General features: G+C 67.9%; 8 protein-coding genes. 5 read left to right on the plus strand and 3 right to left on the minus strand.

Annotated elements, in window-relative coordinates:
- The first annotated feature begins 85 nt into the window (after positions 1-85).
- On the plus strand, positions 86-739 hold the full coding sequence (locus Strain318_RS03375; protein WP_367887120.1) for a DUF6498-containing protein: 654 nt from the start codon (positions 86-88) through the stop codon (positions 737-739).
- Between the two features lies 1 nt (position 740).
- On the opposite strand, the gene Strain318_RS03380 is transcribed toward Strain318_RS03375, so the two are convergent.
- Entirely contained in the window at positions 741-4,877 is a 4,137-nt protein-coding gene (locus Strain318_RS03380; RefSeq protein ID WP_367887121.1) for an ATP-binding protein, read from the minus strand.
- Positions 4,878-4,997: 120 nt separating this feature from the next.
- Here Strain318_RS03380 and Strain318_RS03385 point away from each other — a divergent pair, with 120 nt between their 5' ends.
- A complete protein-coding gene (locus tag Strain318_RS03385; protein WP_367887975.1) occupies positions 4,998-6,296 on the plus strand; it encodes an MFS transporter in 1,299 nt (432 codons plus the stop codon).
- A 21-nt stretch (positions 6,297-6,317) separates the two neighbouring features.
- Here Strain318_RS03385 and Strain318_RS03390 read toward each other — a convergent pair whose 3' ends face one another.
- On the minus strand, positions 6,318-6,860 hold the full coding sequence (locus tag Strain318_RS03390) for a DsrE family protein (protein ID WP_367887123.1): 543 nt from the start codon (positions 6,858-6,860) through the stop codon (positions 6,318-6,320).
- 108 nt (positions 6,861-6,968) lie between these two features.
- Between Strain318_RS03390 and Strain318_RS03395 the strand changes: the two genes are divergently transcribed.
- Positions 6,969-8,507 carry an alkaline phosphatase D family protein gene (locus Strain318_RS03395; protein WP_367887124.1) on the plus strand — a complete coding sequence of 513 codons (1,539 nt, stop codon included), beginning with the start codon at positions 6,969-6,971 and terminating at the stop codon, positions 8,505-8,507.
- Here Strain318_RS03395 and Strain318_RS03400 read toward each other — a convergent pair.
- The gene (locus Strain318_RS03400) at positions 8,494-9,672 is read right to left on the minus strand and encodes an SMP-30/gluconolactonase/LRE family protein (RefSeq protein WP_367887125.1); all 1,179 of its coding nucleotides are present in this window, start codon (positions 9,670-9,672) and stop codon (positions 8,494-8,496) included. The two genes, Strain318_RS03395 and Strain318_RS03400, sit on opposite strands and share 14 nt — an antisense overlap.
- 102 nt (positions 9,673-9,774) lie before the next feature.
- On the opposite strand from Strain318_RS03400, the gene Strain318_RS03405 reads away from it, so the two are divergent.
- Positions 9,775-11,559 (plus strand): acyl-CoA dehydrogenase, encoded by a 1,785-nt coding sequence (locus Strain318_RS03405; RefSeq protein ID WP_367887126.1) that lies wholly within the window; start codon positions 9,775-9,777, stop codon positions 11,557-11,559.
- Between the two features lie 292 nt (positions 11,560-11,851).
- Positions 11,852-14,767 (plus strand): Ig-like domain-containing protein, encoded by a 2,916-nt coding sequence (locus Strain318_RS03410; protein WP_367887875.1) that lies wholly within the window; start codon positions 11,852-11,854, stop codon positions 14,765-14,767.
- Positions 14,768-14,801: the final 34 nt, after the last annotated feature.

Here is a 14,801-nt window from a genome sequence, read left to right on the forward strand (position 1 = left end):
CGGCAGGGTGCCGGTCTCCCCCGTTCGCTTTTCTCACCAGCGTGCCGCCTTCCGCCGCGCCTCACTGGGCGGCTATGCTCTAGCCATGGCCATCCACCTCGACGGGCGCCCGGCAGACACCGCGGTGCGCGGCATCATCATCATGAACGTGTTCGTGGCCATCGGAGCGCTCGTCTCCGGCGACGGCATGTTGATGCTCATGTGGCCGTACTGGATCCAGAGCGTGGTGATCGGCTACTACGCCATGCGACGCATCCAGAAGCTGGAGCGATTCGCCACGGACAACTTCAAGATCAACGGGGCCGCGGTCGATCCCACGCCGCAGACGCGGCGGAAGGTGTGGACGTTCTTCCTGCTGCATTATGGCTTCTTCCATCTCGTGTACTTCATGTTCCTCGGGGCGTTCTCCGCCGCGGGCGTCATGGGCGAGGTGATGGCAACGGCCGACGCGCCGAGTCCCTGGGCACCGTTCTGGTACGGCGCGACGCTGGTGGGCTTCCTGGTGAGCCACGGCGAGTCGCACCGCGAGCACGTCGCGGCAGACCTACGCGGCAGGCCCAACATCGGCACGCTGATGTTCGTGCCCTACATCCGCATCGTGCCGATGCACCTGACCATCATCTTCGGGGCGATGCTCGGCGGGACCGTGGGGTTGCTGCTCTTCGCCAGCCTCAAGACGGCGGCGGACGTGGCGATGCACAAGGTGGAGCATCGGATGCTCCAAGGGGCGCGGGCCTGACTCAGCTGTCGAGGACGCGCCGGATCTCGTTGGTCAGCTCGCGCAGGCCGTAGGGCTTGCTGATGAAGTTCCACTCGCCCTCGTGGACGAACTGATCTGAGACCGCCTCGGCGGAGTAGCCGGAGGTGAAGAGCATCTTGAGCCCCGGCCGCTGGCGCCTAAGCTCGGTGGCCAGCTCGATGCCGCTCATGCCCGGCATCACGAGGTCCGTCATGACGAGGTGGAGGGGCCCCTCGTGCGCGGCAAGGAGCTGGAGCGCCGCGGCGCCCGACTCTGCCTCGAGCACGGTGTAGCCGGCGCGTTGCAGCACGCGGCGGGCGACCATGCGGATCGATTCCTCATCCTCGACGATGAGGACGGTCTCGTGGCCGGTTGTCGGCGCGGCGCGCTTGCCCGAGGGGTGCTCGGCGGCCTCATCCTCGGTGATCGGCAAGTAGATGCGGAACGTCGTTCCCGCGCCGAGCTCCGAGTACACGTAGACGCTCCCGCCGCTCTGCTTGACGATGCCGTACACCGTCGAGAGCCCCAGGCCGGTGCCACGGCCGGTCTCCTTGGTCGTGAAGAACGGCTCGAAGATCTTGGCCTGCGTGGCCTTGTCCATGCCGATGCCGGTATCGGTGACCGAGAGCGTGGCATAGCGACCCGGTGTCATGCCTTCGCGGCGCGCGGCGTGCACTTCGTCGACCTCTGCGATGCCGCTGCCGATGGTGAGCGTGCCGCCGCGCGGCATGGCATCGCGGGCGTTCACGCAGAGATTCATCAACACCTGCTCGAGTTGGTTCTTGTCGGCGTGGATGTGCGGCACTTCCCGGCCGAGGCGGACCTCGACGTGGATGTCCTCACCGAGCACGCGGCTCAGCAGGGTGAGGAATCCCGAGACGACGTCGTTGAGATTGAGCGATTCGCGCTTGAGGACCTGCTGCCGGCTGAAGGCGAGGAGTTGCCGTGTGAGCGCCGCCGCGCGCTCGCCGGACGCGCGGATCTCCTGCAGGTCGTTGCGCAGCGGACTGTCGGCCGGGACCTCGCTGAGCGCCAGCTCGGCGGTTGCGTTGATGACGGTGAGCAGGTTGTTGAAGTCGTGCGCGACACCGCCGGCGAGGCGGCCGACGGATTCCATCTTCTGCGCGCGATTGAGCATGTGCTGCAGCTCGTCGCGGTCGGCATCCGCCTTGAGGCGGTCGGAGATGTCGCGGGCGATGCCGAGGACCAGCGTGCGGGTGCCGAGGTCGAGCACGGAGAGGGCGACCTCGACGGGCACCTCCTGGCCGTCCTTGCGCCGATGCAGCGAGGTGCGCACGATGCCGCCTGCGGCGCGCACACCATCGGCCACGGCTCGCAGTCCGCCGCGAGCGTCGAGGTCCACGACGATGTCCGAGGGCCCGACCGCGGCAAGTTCCTGGGCGGTGTACCCCAATTGATGCAGGCACGCGTGGTTGAAGTCCACGAACTTTCCGGTGGCCACATCGGCCACGAAGATGGCATCGGCGGAGCGATCGATGGCCTGACGGAACAGGGTGAGCTGTTCGCGCTGTTCGCGCAGCGATCGATCGTTGCGCAGCGCGCCGATGCCGAAGGCGACGTCCATCGCCAGTGCCGTCAGCAAGTCGTACTCGTCGCCGACGAACGCATCCGGCTCGCCGGCGTAGATCATCAGGGCCCCGAAGATCGCGCCGTCGATGATGAGCGGGATCGAGATGGACGACTCAAGTCCTCGCTGCCTGGCGGCCTCCCGCCATGGGCCGTAGTTGGCCTCGGTGAGCAAGCGCTGGGCCACTTGGGGTTGGCCGCTGCGAATGCACCGCCCGGTGGGCCCCTGGCCTCGCGGGTCGTCGCCCCAGGTCACGGGATTCTCCGTGAGGTAGCCCCGCTCCTCGCCGGCGATGGCGACGGGCGTGACATGCCGCTCGGCATCGTCGTCGCGCCGGCCGATCCAGGCCATGCGGTAGCTGCCGTCGTGCACGAGGATCTCGCAGATCATGCGCAGCAGTGCGTCCTCGTCCTCGGCACGCACGATGGCCTGATTGACGGCCGTGCGCACGCGCAGCAGTCGGGCGGTGCGCTGCAGCGCCGCTTCGGTGGCGCGTCGCGCCGTGACATCCGTGATGGCACCCGACATCCAGATCGGGTTCCCGTCGGCGTCGCGCTCGATCTCGGCGCGGGTCCGGATCCAGCGCGTGGGCAAGTCCGGCTGGGGCCGGAGGCGCAGTTCGAGGTCGTAGGGTAGTCCACGCTCCAAGTGGTCGCGCATGGCCTGCTGCTGGAGTGGGACGTCGTCCGGATGGATGAAGTCAAGAAAGTCCGACTCTGACTTGATGGCCGACTCGTCGGGGATGCGCGCGATCTCGCGCCAGCGCGGAGAGACGTATGCCTCGCCGGTGACCATGTTCATGTCCCACAGGCCGTCGGTCGTGCCGCGCATCGCGCGGGCGTAGCGCTGCTCGGAGGCCTCGATCTCCTTGCGGTCGCGCTCGCGCAAGTCGAGCAGCGTCAGCTCACGCTGCGCACGGGCGAGGTCGCGGCGGTACCACAGCGCATAGGTCAGCGCGGCGGCGCCGATGAGGAAGAAGAGCGAGAGGGCCGTCGCGCGCAGCGCGGCAGCGAGCACCGGCGCCCGCAGTTCGTCGGCATCGACCTTCGCCACCAACTGCCACGGCGTGCCGGGCACCTCCCGTTGCACGGCACGGATGGTCTGGGCGGTGAATCCCGGGCCCTCGTAACCGGCCTCGGAGTTCAGCGGATCGAAGACATCCGCCTGCGTGGCGCTGTCGAGCGGCAGCGTCAGCGCAAGCGGCTTGATGTCGGCATCCTGCGGCAGCGAGAGGAGCCGGACGGAGTCGGCCTCGACACGCCAAAGCGAGAAGTCGCCGGTGCGGTACTCAGCGGGGAAGTCGGCGAGGCGCGGGTACAGGGCGCGGTCCACCGCGACGATGAAGGCGACCCACGCCGATGGCGCGCCGCGCACGGTCCCGCCGCCGTGCAAGGGGACCCAGAACGTGCGGCGGATCGCCGCGCCCGATGCGTACACGGGCGTGACGTGCACCGAGTCCCCGGCCAGCGTCCGATACTGCGTGTCGAGCAATGTCACGGGGCGGGCATCCGGAGCGGCATCGTAGAGCAGCCGCTCCCCCGTCGGGCTCACCAACGCGACCACCTCGAAGTCGTTCTCCGTCCGCAGCGCGCGAATCCACGCGAGCAAGGTCTGCCGCCGCTGGTCGGACCCCGGGGCGCGCGCCGCCGCGAGGACAGCGGCGTCGATGGGCACGTTGCTCAGCGCCATGACCGTCGTGCGAATGCCCTCGTACCACAGCGCGATCTCGCCGGCCTTGAGGTCGGCGACGGTACGCAACGTCGCAACCGCGCGGCGTTCGGCCTCCTCGCGCTGGGAGACGTACCAGAAGTAGCCGGAGCTGCCCACCACCGCGGCGAAGAGGAGCGCGAGCCACACGAAGTTCCGCGGCGACGGCAGCACGCCGATGCGGCCCGTGGGGAGGAGTACGCGCAGCGGCCAGTGCGTCGGATCGGTGCGCAGCAGCGTGGCAAGGGCGAGGAGCCAGAGCAGTATTGCCGACGGTGCGGCGACGGGAATCGTCTTGCTGCCGTACAGCAATGGCGCCCCGAGCACGTATCCCTGCAGGATGACGAACGACGCGGAGAGCGCGATGGCGGCGATGGCGCCCTCGTACTCGGCGCGCCGCGACTGGCCCACCAGCAGCGCGAGCGCGATGACGGAGAAGAGCGTTGCCGTGATCACTGAGATGCGGCCGAGCGGCACACCGTCACGCATCAGGGCCGGTCCGGCGAGCCACCGCTCGAGCACAAGCTCCACGCCCGCGACATACGCGATCCCGAACGACAGCGCGAGGGCGAGGGCCACTGCCGGCAGGAGACCTGCCGCAAGGGATGGATCTTCTTGATGCGGCCGGGCGCGCGCGATGATGCCGAGCGCGAGGAGCAGCGCGACGAGCGCGGTGGCCGGCGCCGTGGGGACCTGGGCGCCCGAAAAGGCGATCTCCAGACCCTTCCCACGCAACCACAGGAGCAGGAACCACAGGCTCGCCACCGCGACACTGCCGGCAATCCACCGAGAGGTGCGCCGCAGCGTACGCGCGAGACTGGTGAGCTGGTGGTCGACGGTCACGAACGGGGGTGAGGGTGGTCCGACGGCCTAGGACGGAAAGGCCATAGGAATCTGGCCGTCTATTGAACGGTGGGTAAGGGGCCGCTAGACGAGTATCGGCGCAGGCCGCACATTCCCTCCATGACACTCCCCCCGCAGGCCATCCCGCGCCGCGCCGTCTGGAGTTGGATCCTGTACGACCTCGCCAACACGATCTTCTCCATGGGCGTGGTCTCGCTGTACTTCTCGCTGTGGGTGCGCGAGCAGGTGGGTGCCGACCGGGCCGACACCGTCTACGGCATCATCACGGCGGTCTCCATGGGCATCATCTTCGTCATCTCGCCGCTCTTGGGTGCGATGACGGACCGGGCCCCGCGCCGCATGCCGTTCCTCGTGGTGAGCACCATCGTGTGCGTGGGACTCACGGCGTCGCTGGCCCGCAGCGGATACTGGGTCACCATGCTCGCGTTCGTGCTGGCGAACGCCGCGTATCAGGCGGGCCTGCAGTTCTACGACGCCCTGCTCCCTGAGGTTACGACGGAGGAGAACCGCGGGCGCATCAGCGGCATCGGGGTGGGCATCGGGTATCTCGGTTCGTTCGTCGCCGTCGGGCTCGGCTTCCTGCCGCAGTCGGAGGAGAAGCCGTTCGTGTTCACCGCCATCGCGGTCTCGTTCCTGCTCTTCAGCATCCCCTGCTTCCTGTGGGTGAAGGAGCGGGGGAACCCCAATCCGCGGCCGGTTTTTTCGCTGGCGATGATCAGGGAGAGCACGGCTGAGACCCTGCGCACGCTCCGTGGCGGCAAGGAGTATCCGGGTCTCATTCGGTTTCTCGTCGGGCGCGTGTTCTACACAGACGCCATCAACACCGTGATCAACATAATGATGCTGTACACGGTGAACGTGGTGGTGGCGTCGGGACAGTCGGAGGAGGGAGGGGAACGTACGGCGCTGCTTGTGATGTTCGTCGCAATCTCGTTCGCGGTCGTCGGGGGATTCGTCTGGGGGCAGCTGGTGGACCGTCGCGGCCCCAAGCGGACGCTCGATTACGTGCTGTGGCTGTGGGTGGCGACGTTCGCGATGGCGGCCGCCGTCGGACTGCTCGGGCTCCCATGGCAGACGCTGTTCGTGGTGGCGTCAATGGCCGGCGTGTCGCTGGGGGGCATCTGGAGTGCCGACCGGCCGCTGATGCTGCGGCTGACCCCGCCGGACCGCATCGGTGAGTTTTACGGACTTTACGGGATGGTCGGGCGGTTCAGTGCAATCATCGGCCCGATGATCTGGGCGTTCGTGGCGTGGCTCTGCATCGGCCAGCTCGGAATGACGCCGATCCGCGGGCAGGGCATCGGCGTGCTCGTGCTGCTCGGCTTCATCTTCGTCGCGCGCGCGATCCTCGGCCCCGTGCGCGACGACCTGCGTCCCGGCGCGCGCGGCGCACCCTGAGGTGCGCCGCGCCACGCCGCATCAGGGCGTGAAGATCGTATAGCCCTGCGCGGAGAGGATCACGTGCGCGCTGGTCGCCGTGGTCGCGACCTGCACGAACGGCAGCAACTGGTCGCGGGGCACATTGCGATTCACCAGTGCGTGCCCGCAGACAATGACCTGCACCCCGGCCTCGTGGAGGGCCGTGAGCAGCGCGATGCTGCCGTTGTCGGCGCCGGTGCGTGCCTTGTACGCCGCATTGTTGAGCAGCGAGGGCGTCGCGGTGCCGTGCACGATGACGGCCATCTTGATGTTGCTGCGCGGGACGCCGTTGGTCTCGAGTTGGCGGAGCAGGTTCGGCGGGCTGCGGAATCCCGCGGCGATGCCGCCAGGCTCGGCCGGCGCCTCCGTGACGTGCCAGGCCATTCGGTAGGTCAGGTTGGCTGGCGCGCGGAACGACGGGTTCATCTCCGTCGGCGTGCCGCCGATCTCGCGCAGGAGGGCTTCGCCCGTCTGCGCGGCAAGCGGTGCGGACGCGAGGGCGACGGACACGAACAGGACGCCGAGACGGAAGGCGCGAGGCATCGGTGAGGCTCCGGTGAGGGGTCTGGCGGAAGATACAGCGGCAGCCTGTGCCACGCCTGTGACAGTCCATGCCCTTGCCGACACCTCGGGTCCGTGTGAGCATCAGGCATGCAACGTCGCGACTTCCTGGTCGATGTCGTCCGCCTGAGCGCGCTCTGCGCCGGCCTCCCCAACGAGTGGCGCCTCACGTGGCGACCGCAGTACGCGGACAATCCCTTTGCGCTTGGCGTGGCCAGCGGCGATCCGTGGTCCGCAGGCGCGGTGCTGTGGACGCGCGTGGCGCCGCGGCCCCTGGAGCCGCATGGCGGCATGCCGGGCAACCGGCCCGTCGTCGTGTGGGAGGTCGCCGAGGACGAGGCGTTCACGAAGATCGTGAAGCAGGGCAGGTACACCGCGGCGCCGGAACTCTCGTACAGCGTGCATGTCGAAGTGGACGGCCTGCAGCCCGATCGCTGGTACTTCTACCGCTTCCAATCGGGTGAAGCGAAGTCCGCGATTGGGCGCGTGCGCACCACGCCCGCCGATGGGGCGAACACGCCGCTGCGCTTCGGCGTGGCGTCCTGCGCCAACTACGAGAACGGACTCTTCACGGCGTACGGGCACCTCGCCAACGAACGCTGCGACCTCGTCACGCATCTCGGCGACTACATCTACGAGTACGGCGGCCGCGACCAAGTCGTGCGTTCGCATCTCGGACGCGAGATCATCACGGTCGACGATTACCGGTTGCGGTACGCGCAGTACAAGCTCGAGGCAGAGCTGCAAGCCGCGCACGCGATGTGCCCGTGGCTGGTGACCTGGGATGACCACGAGGTCGACAACAACTACGCAAACGAGTTCGGCGAGAACCGAATGGAATCCGCCGAGCAGATGCGCGCGCGCCGCGCGGCGGGCTATCAGGCGTGGTGGGAGCATCAGCCGGTGCGCGTGCCTCGGGCGCGGTCGTGGGCAGATCTCGACATCCGCCGCACGACCAACTGGGGCGCGTTGGCGCGCTTCTGGATGCTCGACACGCGCCAGTATCGCGATGACCAAGCCTGCGACGACGGCAATCGTACGGTGCCCTGCGGCGACTGGGACAATCCCGCGCGCTCGATCCTCGGTGCGCAGCAGGAGCAATGGTTGACGGAGGGACTCGGTCAGTCGCGCTCGCGTTGGCAGGTGTTGGGGCAGCAAGTCATGGTGGCACCCTATGACGAAGCGCTCGGCCCCGAGCAGCGCGTGTCGATGGACCAGTGGTCGGGGTATCCGCGCAGCCGCGAGCGCATCTTGAACGCCATCGCCGAGCGTGCGCCGAACCGCACGGTCGTGCTTACGGGGGACATCCACTCGAACTGGGTGAACGAGCTCCGCGCGGGGTTCGACCGCCCCGACCGGCCCGTGGTCGCGGCCGAGTTCGTGGGGACGAGCATCGCGTCGGGCGGCGATGGCCAGGAGCAGACGGAGCCGTTCAAGGCGCGGCTCGCCGAGTTGCCGTACATCAAGTGGCAGTCAGGGCGACGCGGATACTACGTCTGCGACGTGACGGAACGCGAGTGGCGCACGGACTACCGTGAGGTGCCGTTCGTCACACGGCCGGGTGCGCCGGTGCACACGGTGACGCGCTGGCGGGTCGAGCACGGACGAGCCGGCATTACCGCGCTCTGAGCGAGTCGTCGGCTGACCGCCACGGCACGCGACCTGCCACGGGCGCCGACAACGAGCCCAACCAGAGTGCACCCGGCGTCTCCAGCGCGTGGGTCAGCGACTCGAGCCGTCCGCTCGGATCCTGCAAGTCGGCGAGCACACGCCACGTGCTGTCGATCGCAATGACATGACCGTAGTGCACCGGTCCCGGCCGAATCATCCGCGGCAGGCGCAGCAGCATCTTCCGGAACATCGGCTTGTCCGACATCCAGTCGGCGAGCCCGTTGCGCGGCGAGACCAGCGCGATCCAGTATCGGCCGTCACGGCCGCGCGTGAGGTTGTCGGGGAATCCGGGCAAGTCCGTCACCACGGCCTCGATGGCGCCGCGGGCCACGCCGTCGCGCTCGATGCGCAGCACGCGGTAGTTGCCCATCTCATTCACGAGCACACCCGTGCCGTCGTGGGTGACGGCAAGGCCGTTGGGAAACACGAGGCCGGCGGCGATGACCGACGTGCGGCCGTTGCTCGGCTCGTACTCAATGACGCGTCCGGTGCCGCGATGCTCGAGCACCTCGAGGATGCTCGCCTGCAAGGCGTCATACTGCGGCGGATAGAATGCCGTGGACGCATCCGTGAGGTACACGCGGCCGTCTGGCGCGACATCTAGGTCGTCGGCGTATCGAATTGGAATCCCTTCGGCGGTCGTCGCCATCACGAGCACCGCTCCGCTGGGCGAGACGCTGAGGAGTCCCCTCAAGGCATCGGCGACCCAGAGCGTTCCGCTGGCATCGAAGGCCATCCCGAGCGGGCGTCCGCCCGTGTTGGCCCAACGCTCCGCTGCGCCACCGAGCGAATCGGTCCGGACGATCCATCCGGACGCGGTGGCGAAGTACATGCGCCCGGAGTCGTCCACGGCGATTGATTCGGGACCGCGCTCGCCCAGCACGCCAACGGTGTCCATGGCCGAGAGCCGCTCGTTCGCGGCAAAGACCCCGCTGTAGCCGGGATTCGCCGGCGCTTCCCATGCGACCGGCCGGATCGGCACGGGCCAGAACAGCAAGTAGAGGAAGATCAGCGCGGCGGCCGCCGCCGTCGCGCCGGCCGGCGTGACTTGCCGGGACAGGTGTATCGGCGGCGGTGGCGTCTCGGGTCCCGCGACGTCCGGCGATTCGGGCTCGGCTTCCATGTCAGGAATCTGGCAGCAACGGCGGCGGGGCGCGAACCAGCCATGTGGCCCGCCCTGCGCACGCGTCCTATCTTGGAGGAGCCTTCAACGATGGATGTGTCGATGCTGAAGCGGCGTGACCTGAACTTCGTCCTCTACGAACTCCTCGGCGCCGACGCGCTGGCCGAACGCCCGAGGTACGCGGGCCAGGGCAGGGAAGTCTACGACGCAGTGCTCGACACCGCCGACGGCATTGCCCGCGAGTTCTACGCGCCGAACCGGAAGGCCAACGACCAGCAGGAGCCCGAGGTCCGCGATGGCAGGGTGTGGCTGCAGCCCGGCGTGAAGCCCGCGTGGGATGCAACGGCGGAGGCCGGCATCATCGCGAGCACGCACGACGAAGCGCGCGGCGGCCTCCAGCTCCCGCACGTCATCGCCTCGGCGGCGATCGGCCACCTCGAGGCCGCCAACATCGGCACGGCGAGCTATCCCATGCTCACGGCCGGTGCGTCGAATCTGATCGCGGCGTTCGGAAACGAAGACCAGAAGACGCGATGGCTACCCCCGATGCTCACGGGTCGATTCTCCGGCACGATGGCGCTCACCGAGCCCGACGCGGGTTCGTCGCTCGCCGACCTGCGCACGAAGGCAATTCCGAACGCCGATGGCACGTATCGCATCGAAGGCACCAAGATCTGGATTTCCGGCGGCGAGCACGAGCTCACGGAGAACATCGTGCACCTCGTCCTGGCGCGCATCGAGGGCGCGCCGTCGGGCACGAAGGGCATCTCGCTGTTCATCGTCCCGCGCCGCCGCGTGGACGCGGCGGGCAACCCGGCGGGGGACAACCACGTCACGCTGGGTGGCCTCATCCACAAGATGGGCTGGCGCGGCACGACGAGCACGCTGCTGAACTTCGGCGAACGTGGCGAGTGCTTCGGCGAGCTGGTCGGCAAGCCGCATCACGGGCTTGCCTACATGTTCCATATGATGAACGAGGCGCGCATCGGGGTCGGTCGCGCGGCGATGGCGATGGCGTACGCAGCCTATCACGTGGGATTGGAGTACGCGCAGCAGCGTCGGCAGGGCCGCTTGCCCGGCGAGAAGGATCCCGCGAAGCCGCCGGTCACGATCATCGAGCATGCCGATATCCGACGCCTCTTGCTGACGGCTAAGACCGCCGCCGAGGGGTCGTTGCATCTCATCCTGCTCTGCGCGCGGCTGGTGGATGAGCAGGAGACCGGCGACGAGGCGGCGCGCGCGCGGGCGACGCGACTGCTCGAGGTCCTGACGCCGATCGCGAAGACCTGGCCGAGCATCTACGGGCAGGAGGGCATCAGCTCGGCGCTGCAGGTGATGGGCGGGTACGGCTACGCCCGCGAGTACGACGTCGAGCAGCTCTACCGAGACAATCGCCTCAATCAGATCCATGAGGGCACGAACGGCATCCAGGCCCTGGACCTGCTGGGCCGGAAGGTGGTGCAGGAGGATGGAGCGTGCTTCAAGGCGCTCCTCGACGAGCTCCAGCAGCTGGCGGCCGGTGCGACGTCAGCGGCGCTTGCCCCGCTGGCGGCGCAGTTGCAGGGCGCGACGCAGCGCATGGTCGCGGCGACCCAGACGCTGTTGCCCACGATGTCGAAGGAGCCCGCCCGTGGCCTGGCGAATGCCTCGGTGTACCTCGAGCTCGTGTCCCGTGTGGTGTACGGCGCGCTCTGGCTGCGCCAGGCGGTGGTGGCCGAGGCAGCGCTCGCGGCTGGCGCAAGTGGCGACGATCGCGCGTTCTACGAAGGCAAGCTGCAGGCAGCCCAGTTCTACTTCGGCTTCGAGCTGCCCAAGCACGCGGTGGATGCGGACGTGCTCATTCGCAATGAGGCCAGCGCCTTTGAGATGCGGAGCGCGTGGTTCTGAAGCAGCCGACGGCCAGGTGACTAGCACTTCGGCCTAGGTCGGCTCCGTGCGTGAGGCGCCGCACGTGCGGTTCGTCACAGAACAGTTGTGGGGCTGTGCGGCAATTGTGACCGAGTGACCTAGGCCATAATCTCGCCCTTGCAATTGCGCAACCCCACTCCAATCTTTGCGACGTTTTTCTGCGCCCGCTTGCGGGGGCAGCGCTTGCCCATTCTTCCCACCCCTCCCTTGCTCGAGGATTTGTATGCGCTCACGTAGAGCCACCTTGTTGCGGACAGTGTCCGCTGCGGTGATGGCGGTCTTGGCCGCCTGTGCCGAGACGCCGGTCGAGTTGCCGACGGCGTCGACGCTAACGACGAACGTCGCGACGGTTTCGGTTACGGCAGGTGACAACGGCGTCGCGCTGTCGGCGAGCGTTCTTGACGGCGATGGTGTTCCGCTCCGGGTGCAGCCGACGATTCTCTGGTCGTCCTCCGATCACAGTGTTGCAACGGTGAGCTCTGGAGGTTTCGTGACGGCTCAGTCGGCCGGCACCGCGACCATCACGGCGGCGACGGGTGGGCTAACGGCGACGGTGGCGGTGACCGTGACGAACCCCACGCTCGATCTCTCGCCGGCGTCCGTTCAGATGCTGCCCAACCAGACGGTGCTGCTGTCGGCGGTCGTGCGCGGCACGGGCGGTCGCGTGCTGCCTTCGCAGCCGACCATCACATACGAGATACTCGATCGGACGGTGGCATTGATCAACGCGTCGACGGGCACGGCTCAGTCCGTGCAGGCGGTGGCGGAGGGTACCACGCGTGTGGTGGCCCGCGCTGGTGGGTTGGTTGACACGACCGTCGTGCAGGTGCTGCGCAACGCCAACGACCTCGTGACAGCCGTGAACATCGTGCCGGACTCGATGGGTGGCGTGGGCCAGGCCTCCATCTTCCCGCTCCTCAGCGCTTCGGACCCCGCGTTGTTGTTCACGTGGGCCGCGACCACGGCCGGCGGGGCGAACCGCTGCTCCACGATCGGTACCTCCGGCATCGTCGTCCTCGCGTCCCGAAACCCGAGCATCGTCAGCACGGCAACGCTTCAGACGGGGAATGGTCGATGCGAGGTCCAGCTGAGCGGATTCAGCCAGCCCGGCTCGACGTGGGTCGTGCTGCAGGTCAACAACCTGATCGACTCGGTACGCGTCGTGGTGCGTCCGAACATCGCGAGCATCAGCATCATTCCGGACAGCGTCATCTACGAGCAAAGCACGGTGGCTGACCAGCAGCCGCTGCTGCCGTACGTCGTGCTTACGCCGCGCGGCACGAACATTTGCTCGTCTGTGCAGGCCCAACTCGCTATCATCACGCGCAACGCTGCTATCGGCACGCTGACGCAGGTCAACGTGCCGCCCGGTAGCAACGACTGCCTGTTGCGCGTGAGTGCCGGCAACGCGGGCACCGATGGATCGACCTACGCTCTGCTGACGGCCACCAATCCAGGCAGCGGAAGTTCGGTGCGCGACTCGGTGCGGTTGCGGCAGGGCGCCGCGCTGTACGTCTTCGCGGAGCCCGCGGATGCTTCGCAGTCGCTGACGACCGTCGCGAACGTCGCGGCGGGCGACACGTTGCGCGCTGGTGAGTCTCGGACGATTTCCCTGCGCGTGGTTGACCGCGCCGCAGCGCCGGTTGCCGGCGCGACCGTCCAAATCGTTGCGACGGTGAACGGTGGTGCACAGACCGGCAGCTTCAACCGGACGAGCGTCACGACGGACACGACCGGTGTCGCGAGCTTCGTGTACACGGCGCCGCAGGTGCTGAATTCCAACGGATCCGGTGTGGCCACGCAGAACGTGACGTTCACCATTTCCGGCGTGGCAGGCAACGGATCCGGCATCGGCAACGGGGCGGCGACCGTGACCTCGAACCGCGTGATCTTCCCGCGCGAGGCATCGCGTGTGATTGCGTTCCGCCGCAATGCGGTGTCGGCGGCCGACACGACCGATCGCGTGACGACCGCGAGCATTCCGGTCACCGCGGCGGATCAATGGCAGTACCGCGCATTCGACACGTACGGCAATCCGGTGATTCTCGTGAGCGGTGCACCGGCCTCGGCGGCACAGCAGAGTATCACCTTCTCGGTCAGCCGTGACGATCGCGCACGGGTGACATCGAACGGCACCGTCGACAACACGGACCATCGGGTCACGGTCTCCATGGCTGGCGACTCGGCGACGGCCGTCGCGACGGTGGGGGCGGTGTCGACCTCGACGACGCTCACGGGCACGGCACGGCCGAGCGGTGTCTGGATGAATGTGAACACCTTGAGCCGCCTGACGACGCCGTTCGCCAACATCGGGCCCATCGGCGCGGCCACGAGTTACGCCCTCGCCCCCGCGGAAGCGACGATCAGCCAGACGTCCCTTGCGTTGTCGGGTCATCCGGACACTGCGGTCGTTTCAGCGAATCTCGGTGGCAGCGGCTTCCGCGCGTACTTGCGCGCGATGGACGGCAGCCAGGCAGGCACGGCGTGGGGCATCCCCAGCGCCTTGCCGGCGTTCCCGCTGTCGACTGGCGCGACGGGCACCAACGGACGGCCGTTCAACCAGATTGCCTTCGTGCCGGGGACCGGCAACCGCGGGACCGCCTACTTCATTACCGACTCGGTCAACGCAGGTCCGGCCCTGTCGACCATCCAGTCGCTCGCGCCGACGGGCACCATCACGAACTGTGTGGGCAACGCGAACCAGTACGTGGTGTTCAGCGGCATCGCGATCTCGCCCAGCGGGACCGAAGCGATCGTTACGACGCGAGCCCGAACGGATGCGGACTTCAACACCGCGCTGCGTGGCACTGCGGCCGACTCCACGCAGTTCTCGCAAGTGTGGCGGATGACGCTGCCGGGGTGCACGCTCACGCAGCTGACCAACTCGGCGGTGACATCCACCGAGTTCCGGCGCCCGATGTACATCAACGCGACGTATGCGGTCGTCGAGCGCTACGACAACGTCAACACCACGCTGCACAGCATCACGGGTAGCGCGGTGTCCGCGGCGCTGCTCACGCGGGTCGGCGATCAGTTCCTTGGCGCGTCGGCTGACGCGACGCGGACGAACGGAGTGATCTACTTCGACGGCGGCAACATGCGGTTCGGACTGCTGCCTGCCTTCACGGCTTACCATCCCGCACCGACGAATACGTTCGCCGTCACGGGTATCTTCTCCCGCCGCTGATCGTGCTGGCGTGGTGTCTCCGGATTTCTGGAGG

This window comes from Pseudogemmatithrix spongiicola (assembly GCF_030623445.1).
Classification (GTDB): Bacteria; Gemmatimonadota; Gemmatimonadetes; order Gemmatimonadales; family Gemmatimonadaceae; genus Pseudogemmatithrix; species Pseudogemmatithrix spongiicola.

Bases quoted from the DNA above. Each gene is read 5' to 3' on its own strand.
- Strain318_RS03395 (WP_367887124.1), top strand. From the start codon at position 6,969: ATGCAACGTCGCGACTTCCTGGTCGATGTCGTCCGCCTGAGCGCGCTC.
- Strain318_RS03405 (WP_367887126.1), top strand. From the start codon at position 9,775: ATGCTGAAGCGGCGTGACCTGAACTTCGTCCTCTACGAACTCCTCGGC.
- Strain318_RS03390 (WP_367887123.1), bottom strand. From the start codon at position 6,860: ATGCCTCGCGCCTTCCGTCTCGGCGTCCTGTTCGTGTCCGTCGCCCTC.
- Strain318_RS03410 (WP_367887875.1), top strand. From the start codon at position 11,852: ATGGCGGTCTTGGCCGCCTGTGCCGAGACGCCGGTCGAGTTGCCGACG.
- Strain318_RS03400 (WP_367887125.1), bottom strand. From the start codon at position 9,672: ATGGAAGCCGAGCCCGAATCGCCGGACGTCGCGGGACCCGAGACGCCA.
- Strain318_RS03375 (WP_367887120.1), top strand. From the start codon at position 86: ATGGCCATCCACCTCGACGGGCGCCCGGCAGACACCGCGGTGCGCGGC.
- Strain318_RS03385 (WP_367887975.1), top strand. From the start codon at position 4,998: ATGACACTCCCCCCGCAGGCCATCCCGCGCCGCGCCGTCTGGAGTTGG.